Source organism: Paracoccus alkanivorans (assembly GCF_003697785.1).
Taxonomy (GTDB): domain Bacteria; phylum Pseudomonadota; class Alphaproteobacteria; order Rhodobacterales; family Rhodobacteraceae; genus Paracoccus; species Paracoccus alkanivorans.
Map to the genome: position 1 here is coordinate 1 of NZ_QOKZ01000001.1, position 19,013 is coordinate 19,013.

Annotated in this window: 18 protein-coding genes; 8 read left to right on the plus strand and 10 right to left on the minus strand. The window is 60.0% G+C overall.

Annotated features, from left to right (window positions below; all coding sequences use genetic code 11):
- On the minus strand, nt 1-1,278 hold a 1,278-nt coding region (locus C9E81_RS00005; RefSeq protein WP_147457537.1), incomplete at its 3' end, for a hemolysin family protein.
- Nucleotides 1,279-1,581: 303 nt separating this feature from the next.
- Between C9E81_RS00005 and C9E81_RS00010 the strand changes: the two genes are divergently transcribed.
- Nucleotides 1,582-2,367: an ion transporter gene (locus C9E81_RS00010; protein WP_208021092.1), complete on the plus strand. Its 786-nt coding sequence runs from the start codon at nt 1,582-1,584 to the stop codon at nt 2,365-2,367.
- 68 nt (nt 2,368-2,435) lie between these two features.
- Here C9E81_RS00010 and C9E81_RS00015 read toward each other — a convergent pair whose 3' ends face one another.
- Nucleotides 2,436-2,780, minus strand: a complete 345-nt coding sequence (locus C9E81_RS00015; protein ID WP_147457538.1) for a hypothetical protein — start codon at nt 2,778-2,780, stop codon at nt 2,436-2,438.
- Between the two features lie 516 nt (nt 2,781-3,296).
- On the opposite strand from C9E81_RS00015, the gene C9E81_RS22620 reads away from it, so the two are divergent.
- Entirely contained in the window at nt 3,297-3,941 is a 645-nt protein-coding gene (locus C9E81_RS22620; protein WP_147457539.1) for a hypothetical protein, read from the plus strand.
- On the opposite strand, the gene C9E81_RS00020 is transcribed toward C9E81_RS22620, so the two are convergent.
- Nucleotides 3,871-5,010, minus strand: a complete 1,140-nt coding sequence (locus C9E81_RS00020) for a GlxA family transcriptional regulator (protein ID WP_122110290.1) — start codon at nt 5,008-5,010, stop codon at nt 3,871-3,873. The two genes, C9E81_RS22620 and C9E81_RS00020, sit on opposite strands and share 71 nt — an antisense overlap.
- 131 nt (nt 5,011-5,141) lie before the next feature.
- Between C9E81_RS00020 and C9E81_RS00025 the strand changes: the two genes are divergently transcribed.
- The gene (locus C9E81_RS00025) at nt 5,142-6,305 is read left to right on the plus strand and encodes an S-(hydroxymethyl)glutathione dehydrogenase/class III alcohol dehydrogenase (protein WP_122110291.1); all 1,164 of its coding nucleotides are present in this window, start codon (nt 5,142-5,144) and stop codon (nt 6,303-6,305) included.
- A gap of 53 nt (nt 6,306-6,358) precedes the next feature.
- Here the strand turns inward: C9E81_RS00025 and C9E81_RS00030 are convergent, their stop codons facing one another.
- The 7 genes from C9E81_RS00030 to C9E81_RS00065 all read right to left on the minus strand — a co-directional run bounded on the left by C9E81_RS00030 (nt 6,359) and on the right by C9E81_RS00065 (nt 13,586).
- Nucleotides 6,359-7,240, minus strand: a complete 882-nt coding sequence (locus tag C9E81_RS00030) for an NAD(P)/FAD-dependent oxidoreductase (RefSeq protein WP_122110292.1) — start codon at nt 7,238-7,240, stop codon at nt 6,359-6,361.
- A gap of 43 nt (nt 7,241-7,283) precedes the next feature.
- Nucleotides 7,284-8,390, minus strand: coding sequence for a CobW family GTP-binding protein (locus C9E81_RS00035; protein ID WP_208021059.1), 1,107 nt, complete (start codon nt 8,388-8,390; stop codon nt 7,284-7,286).
- 333 nt (nt 8,391-8,723) lie between these two features.
- Nucleotides 8,724-10,082, minus strand: a complete 1,359-nt coding sequence (gene cysS / locus C9E81_RS00045; protein ID WP_122110294.1) for a cysteine--tRNA ligase — start codon at nt 10,080-10,082, stop codon at nt 8,724-8,726.
- Nucleotides 10,083-10,128: 46 nt separating this feature from the next.
- Nucleotides 10,129-10,959, minus strand: coding sequence for an NAD(P)-binding domain-containing protein (locus tag C9E81_RS00050; protein WP_166461769.1), 831 nt, complete (start codon nt 10,957-10,959; stop codon nt 10,129-10,131).
- Nucleotides 10,959-12,029, minus strand: coding sequence for a CobW family GTP-binding protein (locus C9E81_RS00055; protein ID WP_122110296.1), 1,071 nt, complete (start codon nt 12,027-12,029; stop codon nt 10,959-10,961). Before C9E81_RS00055 ends, C9E81_RS00050 begins: the two co-directional genes overlap by 1 nt.
- Complete coding sequence (locus C9E81_RS00060) at nt 12,026-12,502, minus strand: transcriptional repressor (RefSeq protein ID WP_166461770.1); 477 nt, start codon at nt 12,500-12,502, stop codon at nt 12,026-12,028. The genes C9E81_RS00055 and C9E81_RS00060 overlap by 4 nt, the downstream gene beginning before the upstream one ends.
- Before the next feature lie 193 nt (nt 12,503-12,695).
- Nucleotides 12,696-13,586, minus strand: coding sequence for a LysR substrate-binding domain-containing protein (locus C9E81_RS00065; protein ID WP_122110298.1), 891 nt, complete (start codon nt 13,584-13,586; stop codon nt 12,696-12,698).
- Between the two features lie 90 nt (nt 13,587-13,676).
- Between C9E81_RS00065 and C9E81_RS00070 the strand changes: the two genes are divergently transcribed.
- The 5 genes from C9E81_RS00070 to C9E81_RS00090 are packed head-to-tail and all read left to right on the plus strand — an operon-like array spanning nt 13,677 to nt 18,880.
- Nucleotides 13,677-14,840 (plus strand): trans-sulfuration enzyme family protein, encoded by a 1,164-nt coding sequence (locus C9E81_RS00070; RefSeq protein ID WP_122110299.1) that lies wholly within the window; start codon nt 13,677-13,679, stop codon nt 14,838-14,840.
- Between the two features lie 40 nt (nt 14,841-14,880).
- On the plus strand, nt 14,881-15,906 hold the full coding sequence (locus C9E81_RS00075; RefSeq protein ID WP_122110300.1) for an amino acid ABC transporter substrate-binding protein: 1,026 nt from the start codon (nt 14,881-14,883) through the stop codon (nt 15,904-15,906).
- 4 nt (nt 15,907-15,910) lie between these two features.
- A complete protein-coding gene (locus tag C9E81_RS00080; RefSeq protein WP_122110301.1) occupies nt 15,911-17,062 on the plus strand; it encodes an amino acid ABC transporter permease in 1,152 nt (383 codons plus the stop codon).
- 1 nt (nt 17,063) lies between these two features.
- Complete coding sequence (locus C9E81_RS00085; protein WP_122110302.1) at nt 17,064-18,146, plus strand: amino acid ABC transporter permease; 1,083 nt, start codon at nt 17,064-17,066, stop codon at nt 18,144-18,146.
- The gene (locus tag C9E81_RS00090) at nt 18,143-18,880 is read left to right on the plus strand and encodes an amino acid ABC transporter ATP-binding protein (RefSeq protein ID WP_122110303.1); all 738 of its coding nucleotides are present in this window, start codon (nt 18,143-18,145) and stop codon (nt 18,878-18,880) included. Before C9E81_RS00085 ends, C9E81_RS00090 begins: the two co-directional genes overlap by 4 nt.
- Nucleotides 18,881-19,013: the final 133 nt, after the last annotated feature.

Genomic DNA, 19,013 nt, shown 5'->3' on the forward strand with positions numbered 1-19,013 from the left:
CGCGGTCTTGCGCCGCACGAGCAGCTTGTCGATGCGGCGGCCGTCCACATCCACGACCTCGATCCGCCAGCCGCCAAGCTCGAAATACTCGCCCGGTTGCGGCAGCATCCCCATCTTCTCCAGCACGAGGCCGGCTACCGTCGCGTAGTCGCGATCCCCGTCGAGCGCCAACCCTATCTGTTCCGCGAATTCATCGACAGGGGTCCAGCCGGCCACCAGCAGGCTGCCGTCCTCGCGCGAAACGATCTTCGCTTCCGCTCCTTCGCCCTCGTGGAACTCGCCGACGATTGCCTCGAGCACGTCCATCGGGGTGATAATACCCTCGAAATGACCGTATTCGTCATATACGAAAACCATATGCGCAGGGGTTTTGCGTAGCGTCTCGAGCACGTCAAGCGCAGCCATGCCGTCGCGGACGACCGGAGCCTCGGTGATCAGATCGCGCAGTTCCGGCGCCACGCCGGATGTTCCTGAATCCAGGAAATCGCGTGATTTGACGACGCCGACGATGTCATCCGGCCCGCCATCGCGCACCGGAAGGCGCGAATGATCGGTGTCCCGAAAGCGCGCGACCACGGCCGCCGGATCATCCATCACGTCCACGAGTTCGACCTCGTGCCGCGGCACCATCAGCCCCCGTGCCGTGCGATCGGCAATCCGCATCACCCCGGCGATCATCTCGGTTTCGGCCGCTTCCATCACGCCGGCAGTACGGGCCTCCGTCAGAACCAGCCTGACCTCCTCATCCGTCACGCCATTATCAGCTGCCCCGGATTGACCGAGAAGCGCGAGCACGATCTTGCCCGACCTGTCGAGCAGCCAGACCGCCGGCGCAGCGACGATCGAGATGGCATGGAGAAGCGGCGCGATCCGGGCAGCCGCGTTTTCGGGGGCACGAAGCGCGATCTGCTTGGGCACCAGTTCCCCGAAGACCAGCGACAGATAGGTGATGGCGACCACGACGCCGCCGACACCGATAGTTCGCGCCAGGGCGGCGCTCAGCCCGGCCGCAGTCAGGGCATCGGCCAACCGCACGCCGAGCGTTGCCCCCGAAAACGCCCCGGACAGGATGCCGACCAGCGTAATGCCGATCTGCACGCTGGACAGGAACCTGCCGGGATCCGCCGCAAGCCGCATGGCGATCCCGGCTCCACGGCTGCCATTGTCGGCCATGACCTTGAGCCGCGCGGTGCGCGAGGAGACGACCGCAAGCTCGGACATGGCCAGAACGCCATTCACGAACGTCAGGGCAAAAACGATCAGGATCTCAAGCAGCATGTTCTAGCGGTTCCTTCTGGGTCTTATCTGTCTTCCGGCTCGAGCTACTATTGTTCTTGGGTATACACATCGATTTCATCGCCTAGCTTGCCGAATGATCATCTTGATGCGTCCCCGGCGTCGAGCCTTGCAGGACTCTGTAGCGGTATTTCGTGGCCCACACGACCGTAGTTTAAATCCAATCCGCCCGCCAATTAATCCACGAAACGCGGTTGGGCCTTTCAAGCAGCTTTTGATGGCTTGACGCTAGCGCAATTCAACACCACCTGTGATCCGAATATCATCATCAACAGCTGGGATCCGATTGTGTCTGCTCTGAAGGCCCTCGTCGAATCACGCCGCTTTGAAACGGCGATCACAGTCCTTATCGTCATCAATGCCATAACCCTGGGACTCGAGACATCGGAACATGCCATGACGAAAGCCGGCTCGCTGCTGTTGCTTCTCGACCGGTTGATCCTGGGTGTTTTCGTGGCTGAGCTTACCGCAAAGCTGCTGGTCTACAGAACGAATTTCTTCAGGGATCCCTGGCGCCTGTTCGATCTGTTCGTGGTCGGCATCGCGCTTGTGCCGGCAACGGCCGGCCTGTCGGTGCTGCGCGCACTGCGGATACTGCGTGTCCTGCGGCTTGTCAGCTTCATTCCCTCCCTGCGCCGGGTGGTGGGCGGGCTGATCGCAGCGCTGCCAGGTATGGGCTCCATCGTATTACTGCTGGGACTGGTCTACTATGTCTTCTCTGTGATGGCGACCAAGCTTTTCGGTGCCAGCTTCCCGGACTGGTTCGGCTCGATCGGAGCCTCGGCCTATTCTCTGTTTCAGATCATGACGCTGGAAAGCTGGTCGATGGGCATCGTGCGACCGGTGATGGAGATCTTCCCCTGGGCCTGGCTCTTCTTCATCCCCTTCATCGTATCGACGACCTTCACGGTGCTCAACCTCTTCATCGGCATCATCGTCTCTGCCATGCAGGCAGAGCATGACGCGGAAGCTTCGGCCGAGCGCACCGCACTACACGCCGAACAGGAACTCATCCTGAGCGAAATCCGCGCATTGCGACACGAAGTGCGGGCGCTGAAGCAAGAACTCTAGCTAACGTTGTCGTGCATTCCCAGACGCTTCGGATAAAAGGGTACCGCGATCATGCCCGCCGCAAAAGATCAGCCTCCCTGAATAACCGAAGAAGCCTGAATGAGCATGACGGGCGACCGGCGCGGCGCGGCATCCTGCCGGCCCGGTTTGAACGCTCGGATGCGCTCGATGACGAGCTCGACACAAAGATCATCGAACCCTGCCATGGTACGGACCATACGACCGCCCCGGCTCGCGAAATAGTAGCGCAAATCGGAGATCACACCTTCCGGTCGGGGATAACTGCTGCGTTCCGTGGCACCCCAATATTCGCGCCGATAATCCTCGATGACCGCAAGCAGAACCGCTGCCCACAAACGTCGTTCGCTAATGGCGGAGATAGGCTGATACCGAGCAGGGCGAGGTGAAATCATGACAGGCTCAATCACTTATGGCTGTAACAGAGAAAGAGATCAGCCAAGCCGGTTTCAGCAAAGATTTCAAGACATCACTCGTTGGAAAGGGATTGCATATGGCGCCCAGCGGTCAGCTTGCCATCGCTCTCGCTGAACACTCTGCCTTGTCGCGAGGGCGAAGACGAGGCAAAAGCCCAGCCTTGTGAACCGGCCTGCATGTTTGGATGTATATGGACCCCGCCTTATTGTAACGGTCTGTTTGGTTCTGAATCGATGGTCACGATTAAGGAGCTCGATATCCTAATTATCCGACAAGACCTTGGCCGCATATCGTCACTGCGCATAGAAGCCACGGATCTCGTAACTTTCCAAGCCGGGGGCAGATGTTCCGAATGCAGCCTGACGGCCCCATGCGAAGCACAGAAATAGTACGAGTGCGCCGATGACGAGTCGCGATCTCATCAGTAGGGTGCGTGGCACGTGTGATCGCGATTGACGCGGATGTGATGTTGCTGGAAATGGCAAGAGTGGCGCTTGAGCCGCATGCAGACCGGGGTGCGTGCCGTCGAAGCCGATCTCTCTGGCCCCTTCTGGACCGAAAAAGTTGTTAAGGCAACAAATTCGATGACAGCCGCACCGCCTGTCGCGATGGTTTCAACCACCGCCCTTCACTGGCTGTCGCCAGGAGATCTGGCCGAATTTTACGGTGCAGCAGGAGAGCTGTTGCAGCCCAGCGGCATCGTCATGAATGGCGATCATATGCGCTTCGACGACCGCTGGCCGACTCTGAGTACCATCGCCCGAAACATGCGGCAGCGTGTTGAACGCGAGGCCGTCGAAAAAGGCGAGGATGACTGGGCAATGTGGTGGGAACGAGCGGCGCGCATCTCGGGACTGGCACATTTGAAAGCGGAACGAGATGCATTCTTAGCCTCCCGCGCCGCAAAACGCGACCAGCGGCGAGGATTGCCCGGTGGATTTTCACGTCGCATCCCTGCGTCACGCCGGGTTTACCGAGGTCGGCATCGCCTGGCAGATATTGGACAACTACGTCATATTCGGCAGGCGGCCTTGTTCGCCGGTTTCCCACCAATCAGCATCATAGCCTTCATGCAGCGACAGCCGGACCTTGACGATCGGCCTCAGGCGGAACGGTGGACCACCTGCCATAGTCCCTGATCGGCGAGGCAATGGAAACTGCCGTAATGATTTTTCCGTTGCATGGACCACGGCCCCGATCAGACCGGCCCCGATCAGACCGGCCGCGATAGTCGCGGGGCGTCAGCGAAAAGCGGCGCAGGAATACCTTGCGCAGCTGCTCGTCCGAGGTGAAGCCGCAACGGGAAGCGATGGTCTTCATCGGCAGGTCGCTGTCCAGCAGCAGCACCTTGGCACGTTCGCAGCGCGCGCCTTCAAGATAGCTGGCCGGTGTCACACCCAATTCGGCGGCGAACAGACGAGTGAAGTTGCGCGAGCTCATCCCCGCGCGAGCGGCCATGTCGGGGATATGCAGCGATCGATCCAGATTGGCCAGCAACCAAGTTTGAATATCGCGCATTCCTGGCGGGCCGCTCATCTGGCTGGTCAGGGCCGCGCTGAATTGCGACTGCCCGCCCGGCCGCTTGAGATAGATCACCAGATCACGGGCCACCGCCAATGCCAGATCGCGGCCGAAATCCTGCTCGACGAAGGCCAGCGCCAGATCGATCGCTGCCGTCACTCCGGCCGAAGTCCAGAGGCTGCCATCCTGCACGAAGATCGCATCGGCATCCACGCGGACATTGGGAAAGCGACTCTGCAAAAGTGCTGCAACACTCCAATGCGTCGTCGCCCGCCGTCCATCCAGAAGACCCGCTGCAGCCAGGAAAAACGATCCCGAACACAGGCCCGCAAAGCGTTCCGCCCCGAAAGCCTGCCGACGACACCAGTCCACCAGTGCGGTTTCCCGTGCCAATGCCACCTCGATATCCTCCGCACCGGCGATCATGACCGTGGCCAGCGGGCCGGCAACGGGCAGTTCCGCCGCTTCCAGTGAAATCAACGTGTCCGAGGGGATGACACCGGCCAAAGGCGCAACCAGTGTCATCTCGTAGCGCCGTGGATCACCGCGCGCGGCCAGATGGCGATTGGCATAGCTAAGCACATTAACAGGCCCGGCCGCCTCCATCGACTTGAAGCCGGGATAGATGACGACATGCACCCGAAGGTTATCCCTCCCCGGGGTGCCTTGGCCATCCGATCCTGTCATCCGCTGCCTTCTCGTTCTCTGGCGTGAATATCGGGAAGTCTGTCCGAAATAGAGGGTTCGAACGGGTTTCCCCAGAAAACCGCAACGTAATAACATTACACATATAGATGCAATACGAGGAGAATTCCGAAATGAAAACCCGCGCCGCCATCGCATGGGAACCGAACCGTCCGCTGGAAATCGAGGAAATCGACCTTGAAGGCCCCAAGGCCGGCGAGGTTCTGGTGCGCATCGTCACCACCAGCCTGTGCCATACCGACATGTTCACCCTGTCGGGGCGCGATCCCGAGGGTCTGTTTCCTGCTGTTCTGGGCCACGAAGGCGTTGGAATCGTTCAGGAGGTGGGCCGCGGCGTCACCTCGGTCAAGCCCGGCGATCACGTCATCCCGCTCTATACGCCAGAAGATCCCAACTGTCCCTATATCAAATCCGGCAAGACCAATCTCTGCCAGACGATCCGCAAAACCCAGGGCCAGGGCGTGATGCCCGACGGCACTTCGCGCTTCTCTTACAAAGGCAAGATGATCCATCACTACATGGGCACCTCGACCTTCAGCGAATATACTGTTCTGCCCGAGATTGCCGTTGCCAGAATCTCCAAGGAGGCGCCGCTTGCCAAAGCCAGCGTCATGGGTTGCGCCGTGCCCACGGGTATCGGCGCCGTGCGTAACACCGCAAAAGTCGAACCGGGTGCGACGGTTGCTGTCTTCGGGCTAGGTGCGGTCGGGATGGCGGTAATCCAGGGTGCGAAGATGGTGGGCGCTGGCCGGATCATTGGCATTGATACCAACCCAAATAAATACCCGCTGGCACGGAACCTCGGGGCGGATGAATGCATTAACCCCGCCGATTTCCAGCAGCCCATCCAGGAGGTCATCGTCGAGATGACCGACGGCGGTGTGGATTATTCCTTTGAATGTATCGGCAATGTCAACGTGATGCGCTCGGCGCTGGAATGCTGCCACAAGGGCTGGGGCGAATGCACGGTGATCGGCGTCGCCGGCGCGGGTGAGGAAATCGCCACCCGTCCGTTCCAACTCGTCACCGGCCGTGTATGGCGTGGGTCGGCTTTTGGTGGCGTTTTGGGGCGCAGCCAACTTCCCGGTATGGTCGATGAATGGTTGCGCGGCGATTTCGATGTCGATCCCTATATCACCCACAACATGACACATGAGCAAATCAATACCGCCTTCGATCTGCTACATGCGGGCCAGTCGATCCGCTCGGTGATTCACTACCAGCCACAGGAAACGATGCGGGTCAACAATCTGCCCGGCAAGATTGTGCCAGCCTGATCCCTGGAAACCTCGCAATCGGCGCCCAACCACAGCGCCGATTGCCCCGCCCGTCAAAACACCAGCGAGCGATGTACCTGCGCCCCAGCCCATGCCCCATCACCCACGGCGAGCGAGACCGAATGCGGCACCCGCGCGACATCGCCGCAGGCGAAAACTCCGGGGACGGTGGTTTCCTTGCTGTCGTCTGTCCGGATCTGCTGCCCCAGCGGGTTTTCCTCAAGCGCGCATCCCAGCATCTCGGGAATAGGCGATGCGGGAACCGCGCGGCTGGTGGTGAAAAGGCCGGTGAAGGACAGCAGCCGACCATCTGCCAGGCGCACATCCGCCTCGCCCTCCAGCGTGACAACTGGGATGTCCTCAATACTGACACCTCTTGCCGCCAGATCGGCACGGACGGCCGCGTCCGGTTGCACTGCGCAGTTGGTGAACAGCGTGGTCTCACCCCATTCCGGCAAAAACTGTGCCTGGTGCAACGCCATCGATCCTGTGGCCAGAACCCCGACCCGGCCCCGGTTCAGCTCATAACCATGACAGTAAGGGCAATGGAATACCGCTCTGCCCCACCGTTCTGCCAGTCCCGGAATCTCGGGCAGAATATCACGCAGCCCGGTCGCAAACAGCAGGCGTCTGCCTTCGCTGCGGGAACCGTCTTCGAGAGCTACATGAAAACTGTCCTTTTGCCCGCCAGCGCTGATGGCCTTGCCGTCGATCCAGTTCAGGGCTGGATAGATGAGAAGCTGTTCGCGGGCGCGCGCCCAGATCACAGCCGGATCGATACCGTCCTGCCCCAGAAACCCGTGCGAGTGGCTGGCAAAGCGATTGCGTCGCTCTCCCGCATCCACGATCAGGACCGGCCGTCGCGCCCGCAGAAGTTGAAGCGCCGCTGCCATACCCGCGAAACTGCCGCCAATAACGATGACATCATGTTTCATCTCTCAATCCTCTCCTAAAGCTGATGGTGGTCTGCGCCGGGCGCTAGAATAACCCGGTGCCGTGCCGGAAAGCCTGGAAGGCCGAGACCAGCAATGGTTGTGGACGGCGCGACAGGGCATCAAAATCCTGGCGGATCGCTTCTTCATTAAGGTTTGTGCCGATGACTATGAGACGGCTATATGCTTCCGTCTTCGGCCAGGAATCGATCCTGGTAATAGGATAGAGCCGGTGCTGCACGGCGTGAACGACAGCTGGTGATGCCGGATTCTCCTGCAAGGCCACCAACCCCTTGATACGCAGAAGTCCATTACCCGGCGTCGATGTCAGCTTCATCAGAAACCGTCGCAGAGCACCGATGTCCAGCGGCTGATCGTGGGTCAGCGGGATCGCGACAACATTCCCGTGCCGGTTCAGATCCTGGAAATCTCCGGCATGATCATGATGATGCGTCTCGGTTGTCAACCAGGCCTCAACACCCTCTCCCTTGCCAAAGGCAGAATAACTGCCCGGGGCTAACAGCGAGGCAGGATCGAATCCGGCTTCGGCCGCATCATGAACCTGCAGCGCTGGATTAATTTCCCGTAATCTTTCCGGCCAGTCACCGGCGGAGGCTATGTCGGTGCGTGTCAGAACCGCATGATCCGCAAACGCGACCTGACGACGGCATTCGGGGTGATTGCCCAGTGCCGCACCAACGCTTTCCACGTCCACAACCGTAATCACCGCAGAGAGCCTGAATACCCGTGCCACCGCGTGGTCGCGAAGCGAGACCGCGGCGATGCCGCCCGGGATCAGGCTGTTGATGATCGGGGCCGGATCGGCAAGGCCCGTTGTCTCAACAATGACCCGCGAAAACGACGGCAGGCTCCCATCACGGCGACCAACCAGTAATTCATCCAGCGAGGATCGCAGATCGCTGCCCGCAGTGCAGCAGATACAGCCGGTAGTCGTGACCACCGGCTGCTCCCGCCCCTCGCGAACCAGATCGTGGTCGACCGGAACCAGGCCGAATTCGTTGATGATCAGCGCGGTGTCGTGGAAGACGGGAGCTTCCAATATGCGGTTCAGCAGCGTGGTTTTGCCCGCGCCCAGAAACCCGGTCAGCAGAAAGACCGGGATCTGTTCGGCTGTCTTTTTGGCATGTTTCATTCGAATACTCCTTTGCGTTGCGCCTACCGAACCAGAACCTGCTTAAGCGCAGTCAGATGCGAAGCGGTCACGCCGAGGCCGGTCGGACCAAAGCCCGGTTGCTGTTGAGAGACCGTGTCAGTCATCGTCGTGTTTTGCCTCCCTCTCAGGTTCCGACCGAGATTGAGGGCATTCGGATACTGCGGTTGGGCCGGGTGATCGGTGAAAGCGTTCATGTGGAGAAGGCAGAGCGTGCTGCCCTCGGGCGGGAGTCCAGGGCATGCGAAACCGGATCATGGCCGGAACCGCCGAAGGGGTTGCAGCGGGTGATCCGCCAGATATGGCCGAACCCGCTCATGCACCCTGCCCTTCTAATGGGCGATCCTCGACCGCGACACCGAGGGTCAGCAACTCATCACGGATACGGTCGGCTGTCGCAAAATCGCGACGGGCGCGGGCGGCGGCACGCTCGTCACGCAACGCCGTGACATGATCCGAGTCAGGAGCCGCTGACCCGCAGGCAGCCAGTTCTGCCTGCCAGTCGGCTTCGGTTCTTTGCAGCAGACCCAGTTCCGCCCCCGCCTCGACCAATGCGCAGACATAGCGTGGGCGCAGGTCGGGACCGGCCGATCGCGCCGCATCGGCCAGCGCAAAGAGTTCCGCCATGGCAGCAGGCGTGTTCAGATCATCGTCCAACGCCGCCCGGAACTGCTCCAATAGCGGGCTGTTCTTGCACAGCCGAAGATCGCCCGGCCCATCTCCGACCACGGCATAAAGCCGCGAGAGCGTTCTCACCGCCTGCGGCAAGGTCTGCCCGGTCCAACCCAGCGGTTGCCGGTAATGTGCAGACAGCAGCGCCAGCCGAACCGCCTCGCCTGGCGCCTGCTCCAGCAGATCGCGCAGCAGCAGCACATTGCCGAGCGATTTGGACATCTTGCGCCCATCGACGGTGACGAAGCCGTTATGGATCCAGAACCGCGCCTGCGTTCCCTGGGCGATCTCGTTCTCGTGATGGGGGAATTGCAGGTCCATGCCCCCGCCGTGGATATCGATCGGATTGCCCAGATGATGCTCGATCATGGCCGAGCACTCGATATGCCAGCCGGGCCGCCCCCACCCCCACGGGCTGTCCCAGCCGGGTTGCTTCTCGTCCGAGGGTTTCCAGAGCACGAAATCCGCCAGATCGCGTTTGAAGGGCGCAACCTCGATCCGTGCGCCCGCGATCATCTCATGGCGCTTGCGGCGCGACAGGGCGCCATATTCCGGGAAGGACGGGACATGGTAGAGGACATGCCCCTCGGCCTCATAGGCATTGCCTGCCGCCATAAGTCGCGTGATCAGGTCGATGATCTGGGGTATGTGATCGGTGACCTTCGGCTCGATCTGTGGCGGGCGCACGCCGAGCGCCGCCATGTCGGCATGGTAGGCAGCCGTAAAGCCTTCGGTGATGACCGAGATCGGCACGCCAGCCGCGGCGGCTGCCGCATTGATCTTGTCATCCACATCGGTGAGGTTGCGGGCATAGATCACGCGCCCGAAATGGCGCTCCAGCACCCGCACCAGCAGGTCGAAGACCACCGCAGGGCGGGCATTGCCGATATGGGCATAGTTGTAAACGGTCGGACCGCAGACATAGATCCGGACTTCATCTGGATCGCGCGGGGTGAAGGGCTGTTTCTCGCCGCCCATGCTGTTGGTCAGAATCAGGGTCATCTGTTGTCTCTGAGTAGAAATGCCGGAAGCGGTCAGGAGCACAGCTTCAACAGAGACATTTATCGGCATCACAGCAGGCCAGATCGTCGAGATACATGTTATTGGCGCGATAGGTCTCCAGCACGGCGGTATCGGCCCCGTCGACCAGCATAATCGCCCCACCCTTCATGGCGACATCCAGTCGCTGCCGCGTGAAAAGTGACAGCACACGGCTGGGATCCTTATCGCCATCCAGCCAGGACGCTGCGGCGCGTGCCAACACCGTCACCCGCTTGCCCGCGCAGGCAAGTCCGAGTGTCGCGTCGATCCCACTCTCATTACCACCGATAACGAAGGTTTCATCCCCCGGCACATCCTGCCAACGCGTCACACCCGCATAGTGACGAGCGTGTTCCGCACCGATGATCCCGGCATCCGTGGGCGTGCCGAACTGTCCGCAGGCCCAGATCACGAAATTCGCACCGATCTCGCCCTGGTCGGTATGCAGCCGGAAGGTTTCGCCTTCCGGTTCCAACCCCAGCACCTCGATGCCACCTTCGACATTCAGCCCGAAGGCCAGCGCCGCCTGCTCCAGATATCGCGCGTAATACCCGCCATCGGGATGCTCACGCTTCAACGACCAGCCGGGCGAACTGTCATAACTGATCGCATTCAAATCAGTCAGGCCGAAAACATTGCCGGGAAAGGACGGGGTCAGCAGCCGCGTTCCCGAGGGCCAGCGCAGGAAGCTCTGCTCGATCGGGCCACGCTCAAGCAACCAGACATCCGGAATCGCCAGAACACGCAGCGCCCGCGCCACGCCAAGGCCCGCAGGCCCTGCACCCGCGACCGCCACCTTTACATGTTCAGGGACACGACCTCTATCAAGCAGCTTCACTACGCCACCTCTGCAGAAAGATATCCACCAGGCAGCACGTGTTCGATTACGGGAACCGAGTTCAGAGCCCTGAAAAGTTTCCGGAACTCGAGATCGGTAAAGTGGCGCACAATCAACACCAGCTTCGATCGGCGATCGCTTCCCTGCCAGTCAGTGAGCAGAACCGGCGGGTGAAAGATATGCTGGACACCGTGGACCACGAAAGGATGAGACATGTCCTTCAGGTGAACGAGACCTTTGAAGCGAAGGATGTCGCCGCCCCGCCTTGCCATCAGCAGGTCCATCCAGAGATCGAACATGCTGGCAGAAAGCGGCTCCTCGATCATCCAGGAAATCGCCCGAATTGAATCCAGGTGCCGCTGTATATCCGGATCGCCGTATCCAGGTGCTGGAACATCGTCAGCCCGCAGCCAAGCCTGTGCCTGTTTCGATTTCATCGAAAGATCGAAATGCCCAAGTCCAGTCAGGTGTGACGGCTCGACCGCGCCATTCACGACGATCTCGACCGGAGCACCGGCATTCAAGAACGCGATTTCCGATCTGAGAGCTGCCTCGTCCGCGTCAGGCAGGTCGGTCTTGGTCAGAAGAATCAGGTCAGCGAGCGCCGCCTGCCGTCTCGCCTCTTCCTGCGTATGCAGGGCATCAAGCCCGATAGCCGCATCAACCGTCGCCACCACCCCGTCCATGACGAAGCGGCCAGCGAGTTCAGCGCTGGTGATCAGCGTGTGCAGGATTGGGGCCGGATCAGCGAGTCCCGTCGTTTCAATCACCACCCGCGCAAACTCCAGCTCCCCGGCTTCCCTGCGTTCTCCGAGTTCGATCAGTGTCTCGAGCAAATCACCACGCAGCGTGCAACACATACAGCCGGATTGCAGGAGCACCAGGCTTTCGGTGGTCGAGACGACCAGCTCGCGATCCAGCCCGGTCTCGCCAAATTCATTCATGATCACCGCCGTCCGACTGAAATCGGGATGGCGCAAAAGCGTGTTCAACACCGTGGTCTTCCCACTGCCGAGGAAGCCGGTCAACAATGTAATCGGAGCAGGCGCAGATGACTGATTTCCCGTCATGCGCGCCTGCCCCTCACCACCTGGCTCTGTCCCTCAACAGCCGCTGTGGTATATCTGCAATCTGCACAAATGCCCTGCAATTCGACAATCCGCCGACCGACTTCGAACCCAAGCGCCGCCGCCCTGCCGGCGAGAAGCTCGGTAATACCATCCGCATCCACCTCAACGGTCGCACCGCAATGATCACAAAGGAAAAATACTCCGGCATTTCGGTCTTCTAGATGAGTTGCGAGCGTGAACGCATTGCGCGTCTCGATCCGACAAATAAAACCTTGCTCAAGAAGAAATCCCAGGGCGCGATAAGCCGTTGGTGGCGCCAGGCGCCGTCCCAACCGCTGCGCAAGTGCGGGCAGAAAATCATAGGCGCTCACCGGGCCGTTGAACTCGAGCAAAACCTCAAGTGCGGTACGCCGGAGAGGAGTAAACCGCGCCCCCCGCTCGGCGCAGATACGTTCCGCTACTTCGATGCTCAAGCTCTTTGCAGGTGTGAGCCCAGAATTCAACATGCCATCGCCAAGTGTTTCAGTATTTATTATGTGATAACATAACAAAATCCTAATGCAAGATTCTTTGGCAGAGCCTGTCGAGTTCGATCATGCTCCTCCACTCGCCGGGCGTCCGTCGCAATGACAGCCTTTCGTCACCGCGGTTGCCGAATCCATCCGCTTACATCTTGAATGAATTCCGCTGTTTAAGGAGTTCGGACACGAAGTCCTTCACCAGTTGTGACTTTTGCGTGTTCGGGGGAAACAACAACAATGCGCGAAAGGTGACTTTCGGCTCGAACGGGCGGAAAACGATACCGGCATGGCGGAAGCTGCCCGTAACCATGGGATTGACCAGCCCAACCGCATCACCGCTTGTTGCCAATGCGCAAATCGTCGCCGAGTTCGGCGTCTCGACGACATATTGCGGCTCGATCCCGGCCTGATCCAGAAGCGTGTCGAGGCGCTGTCGAGCGCGATCCTCGGGAACCAACCCCAGCAATGGCACCCCGCGGAGATGCTGCGGTTCGATTTGCCTCAGCCGGTTGAGCGGATGATCCGCTGGCATCGCGATCAGCCCTGACATGTTACTGAACTGTTGAGTGTCCAGACCCGAACTATCGATCTCGTCTGCGGCCAGGCCTATATCGTAATTACCATCCACGACTCCGTCGCGAATGGCCGAGGACCAGGTAACATGCATCGTCAATCGGATCCGGGGATTTCTGACCCGAAACGCCCGGATCGCTGCCGGCGCAAGATCGGTGCTCCCCGCAGCAAAACAGCCGATGCGTAGGCTACCCTCGCCATAATCCCGGATGGATGCGGCGGTTGCACGCAATCGGTCAAGCCCTTTGAAGCTGGCCTCGACCTCGCGAAAGAACAGCCGCGCTTCGGGTGTCGCCACCAACCGTCCACGGACCCGGTCGAACAGCGCGAAACGCACCGATTGCTCCAACTCGGCGATAAGCCGCGATACCGCGGGCTGGGTGATTCCCATCAATTCAGCGGCACGCACCGTCGAACCCGAGATCATCATGGCATGGAAGGCTTCAATCTGGCGATATCTCATATCAGCTTTACGCATAGAATTATAACTTCACATCAGTATTTTTTCTGCCACATCTATGCAAGCTTTCTCCCGCCAGACAGGAGGGCTTCCATGCGCGACATGACTCGCACCGTTCATCATCCAATCATTTCCGAAGAAGGTTATGCCTCGCTTGCAGTGCCCACGCATCGTGCATCAACGATCGTCTTCGAGGATGCCCAAAGCTATGCCACGCGCGGCGCGCGCGATCTGGACGGTTATTCCTACGGGATGCACGGCACGCCCACCCAACGTGTTTTGGAAGCGCAGATCACCGCACTCGAGGGCGGATTGAAGGCAGTCGTCCTGCCTTCGGGGCAGGCAGCGATTGCGGCGGTTTTTCTCAGCGTCCTGAAGCCGGGCGATCACGTTCTGCTGGCCGAGACGGCCTATCCGCCCGTTACCGGGTTATGCCGCAACTTTCTGGCCCCGCTTGGTATCACATGGTCCACCTATCCTCCCGGGATCGGTGCCGGCATCGAGACATATCTGACACCGCAAACCCGATTGATCTGGATGGAAAGCCCCGGTTCGACCACGATGGAAATCGAGGATGTGCCCGCCATCGCCCGCCTTGCGCAGGAACGCGGGATCCTGACCGGGATCGACAATACATGGGCGACGCCGCTGCTGTTCAAGCCGCTTGCGCATGGGGTTGATTTCTCGATGCAGGCGTTGACGAAATATCCCGGCGGGCATTCCGACATCCTGATGGGCTCGGTCACAGTGACTGACGAAGCCCTGCGGAAAGGCCTGCGCGATGTGATGCGCATGCTGGGCTTTCATACCGCACCCGATGCGATCTCGCTGGTGTTACGCGGCATCGAAACCATGGCAGTACGTCTGGTTCATTCGGGCCGCATTGCCGGCGAGCTAGCGCAAGAAATCTCGGACCGTCACCCGGTCGAGGTTCTGTCGCCCGTCCTGCCTTCCGATCCTGGTCACGAGATTTGGGTGCGGGATTTCCTTGGGGCGAGCGGCCTTTTCTCGGTCGTTCTGCCCGAGGCGTGGGAGTCACGTTTGGACATCGCCCTGGACAGCCTGGAGATATTCACCATTGGCGCCTCATGGGGCGGGACTCGCAGCCTTATCGCTCCCATGCGCATCGCCGATCAGCGCATAACCCCCAACCCACGCAATGACCGGGTGATCCTTCGGATCAGCGTGGGGCTGGAGGAGCCCGACGATCTGCGTGACGACCTCGACCGCTTTTTCGCCATCCTGGCGCAAAAATGAAACCAGCGCACCGCAAAGGTGCAGCCAACAGGAGAGACATATGACAATTACAGCAAGACTGGCCTTCCTCGCCTTACCGCTAGCCACGATGATGGCAGCCAATGCAGGCCATACGGAAACAACGTTGGAGACCGTCAGGGAGCGCGACCGGCTGATCTGCGGTGCTAGCCAGGGAACCCCGGGCTTTGGCGCACCGGATGATAATGGCTATTGGCGCGGCCTGGATGTCGAAACCTGCCGCGCCGTGGCGGTTGCGGTCCTGGACGACAAGGATGCCGTAGATTTCGTGCCGCTTTCCGGCCAGCAACGTATTCCCGCCTTGCAGACCGGTGAGATTGATATCCTGCCACGCACCCTGACCTGGACCGTGCAGCGCGATGCCAATGGCATAGACTTCACCACTCCCAATTACTATGAGTTTACCGGTTTCATGATGCCGAAATCATTGGGCATCGAGAAAGTCGAAGACATGGCTGGCGCGACCGTTTGCGTCCAGACAGGTTCAACGACAGAGATCGTCGTCAATGACGTCTCGGCCAAGCATCAGCTCGACCTGCAACCGGTGGTATTCGACAACACGTCCGCGGCGCGGCAAGCCTTCTTTTCCGGTCGCTGTGATGCGCTGATTACCGATGCAGGGGCATTGGCCTCCGTGAGAGCCAGCATGGCCGACAGACCGGATGATTACGTCATCTTCCCAGCGACGGAATATGTCGATGCCCTGACACCGGCCGTGCGTCACGGGGACAATCAATGGGCGGATATCGTGCGCTGGTCCATTCAGACGCTGATCGCAGCCGAAGCCTTCGGCATCACCCAGGGCAATGTCGATGAGATGCTGAACAGCGACGATCCACGCATCCGCCGCTTTCTGGGCACCGATCCCGGCAATGGCACCGCGCTTGGGCTAAGCGACGATTTCGCCTATCGCATCGTCAAGGCATTGGGTAATTACGGCGAAGTATTCGAGCGCAATGTCGGCATGGGGAGCCCGCTGAAGCTTGATCGAGGCTATAATGCGCTGTTCAATCAGGGCGGCCTGATGTTCCCGCTAGCTTTCCAGTAAACCCATGTTCGATACGCTATGGTATTCCCGCAAGCTTCGGGTATGGGTTGCGCAGATTGCCCTTATGGGCAGCCTTGCCGCTCTGATCTGGTGGATCGGCGGTAACACCGCGCAGAACCTTACCGAACGGGGCATCCGCACCGGACTGGACTTCCTGTCCCGTCCTGCCCGTTTTCCAATCTCGGAAACCATCCTGCATTATTCGCCGGAGGACAGCTTTCTCTGGGCGTTCATCGTCGGGCTGGCCAATACGCTGTGGCTTTCGGCATTGACCATTCTGTTGGCCACGGTACTGGGATTGGCCTTGGCTCTGGCCCGGCTGTCCGCGCATCCGATGCTATCGCGGCTGGCAGCCGGCTACGTCACGGTGTTTCGTAACATCCCACTGATCGTACAGCTTTTGTTCTTCTACGGCGTGGCAACCTCGGTCTTTCCGCCTCCACGCGAAGCCTGGACGCCGTTACCCGGGATATATCTGACGCTACGCGGCGCCTATGCTCCGGACCTGTTCCTCAGCTCCAGCGGCAGTTGGTTGCTGGCCGCGATCGCACTGGCATTGATCCTGACGCTGCGCATAGCCTGGCGCTGGCCAACCGGCAAAGCGTTACTGCCACTGCCAGCTCGCCTCTGTGCTGCCGTGGCCTTGTGGCTTGGTGCAAGCATTGCGATCTGGCACCTGGCGGGGCGCCCCGTCCGGCTGGAATTCCCGGAACTCAACGGCCTGAACTTTCGCGGTGGACAGCATTTGTCTCCGGAGTTCTGCGCGATCATCCTGGGATTGACTCTCTACACCGCCGCTTTTGTAGGTGAGGTGATCCGTGGTGGTGTCCAGGCCGTGTCGAAAGGGCAATGGGAAGGCGGTCGCTCTCTTGGGCTGAGCGAGCGGCAGATCATGTTCCGCATCATCCTGCCCCAGGCTTTGCGGATCATTATTCCGCCCATGACCTCGCAATATCTTTCGACGGTCAAGAACACGACATTGGCTGTTGCCGTCGGTTACCCAGAACTTGGGCTCGTCGTGAACACGGTCATCAACCAGACCGGGCAGGCATTGGAAAGCATTCTCATCATGCTGGGCGTCTTCCTGACGATTTCGCTTTCGGTTTCGGCGCTGATGAATTGGCTCAATGCGCGTGTCGCCCTGGTGGAGAGGTAAGATGCAGTCAACTGTCATGACAAGCCCGCATCTTCGCCGGAAATCCCCGCTGGTTCTCCGCATCGCGAAAGCGTTCTTCGGCGATCTGCTCGGCGCCTGCCTGACCCTCCTGTCAGTGGGCATCCTGCTCGCGTTGGTACCGGCATTCAAATGGGCCTTCATCGATGCGCATTGGTATGTCGCCACCCCGCAGGGTTGCTTTTCCGGCGGCGCCTGCTGGGCCTTCATCGGCTCGAAGCTGAGACTGATCCTGTTCGGGCTTTATCCCCCCGAGGAGCAATGGCGCGCGGCACTGGTGGTCGGAGTGATCCTGATCATGGTATTGCTGACCGCCTGGCCCCGGCTTTGGGGTGCTCGCCTGCTGGCGCTGTGGGCCGTCGGCATCGCCCTGATGCTGGTGCTGATGGCAGGAGGTATCGCGGGATTGCCGCCGGTTCCCACGTCTAAATGGGGCGGACTGCCGGTCACACTGTTGCTGGCCACCCTGTCTCTGGGCATGGCCTTTCCCTTCGCGGTGATACTGGCGCTGGCCCGGCGCGGCAGCTTGCCCATCGCCCGCGCCATCGCAATCTTCCTGATCGAGATCGTGCGCGGCCTGCCGCTGGTCGGACTGTTGTTCGTCGCGGCGATCCTGTTGCCGCTCTTCCTTCCCGCAGACTGGACTATCGACAAGCTGGGCCGCACACTGGCCGCGCTGACCATATTTGCCGCCGCCTATCTGGCGGAAGTGGTTCGGGGTGGGTTGCAGGGCCTGCCGAGTGGCCAGATCGAGGCGGCCCAAGCGCTTGGCATCCCATATTGGAAGACAGTCTGGCATATCGTTCTGCCTCAGGCGATTCAGAAGGTAATTCCGCCCTTGACCAATACCGCCATCGTCATGGTCAAGAATACCTCTCTGGTTCTGATCGTAGGTGTGTTCGACATGCTCAGCGCAGCGCGCAGCGCGGCCACCGATCCGGCCTGGCCGGCACCTTCGAAAGAAGCCTATCTCTTCGTCGCCGCGATCTATTTAGTGATCTGCTACGGCATTTCGCTTTACTCCCGCCATCTGGAAGCGGGCATCAACGCAAGGAACCGCTCATGACCACCGCCATAGAGGTTCAGGGACTGAACAAGTATTTTGGAAGCTACCACGCGTTGCGGAATATCGATTTCCACGTCGAGAGCGGCGAGCGCGTGGTCATCTGTGGTCCCTCGGGATCCGGGAAGTCAACTCTGATCCGCTGTCTGAACCAGCTTGAACGCCATGACGCGGGCGAGATCCGGGTCAGCGGCATCCTGCTTGGCGATAACGTGCGAAATCTCGATGCCATTCGACGCGAAGCGGGCATGGTCTTTCAGCATTTCAACCTGTTTCCCCACCTGACTGTGCTGGAAAACTGCGCCCTGCCCCAGATCCTGTCACGCAAGACCCCACGTCCGGAAGCTGAGAACTGCGCCCGGCAATATCTGGACCGGGTCCGGATTCTGGATCAGGCTGAAAAATTCCCCGGCCAGCTTTCAGGTGGTCAGCAACAGCGGGTGGCCATTGCCAGGGCACTTTGCATGGAACCTCGTATCATGCTGTTCGACGAGCCGACCTCCGCACTTGATCCCGAAATGATCCACGAAGTTCTCGACACGATGGTTGAACTTGCCGAAGGCGGTATGACCATGCTGGTCGTCACGCATGAGATGGGTTTTGCCCGGCAGGTTGCTGACCGGGTGGTCTATATGGAGGCGGGCGAGATCGTCGAAATCGCTCCGCCCGATCGCTTCTTCGACGCACCTGCCGATGAGCGCAGTCAGAGATTTCTGTCCAAGCTCGTTCGAAATTGAGCACGGCAGAAAACCTTGGCATGGGTGGGTTGGGTAACGCCAATTTCCTGAAGTATCGCAATCGCGATCCGCAATGTCAGATCCGATAGATTGAGTGTCCCGGAGTGATTGACACTCGGGGGTTACATTGGCA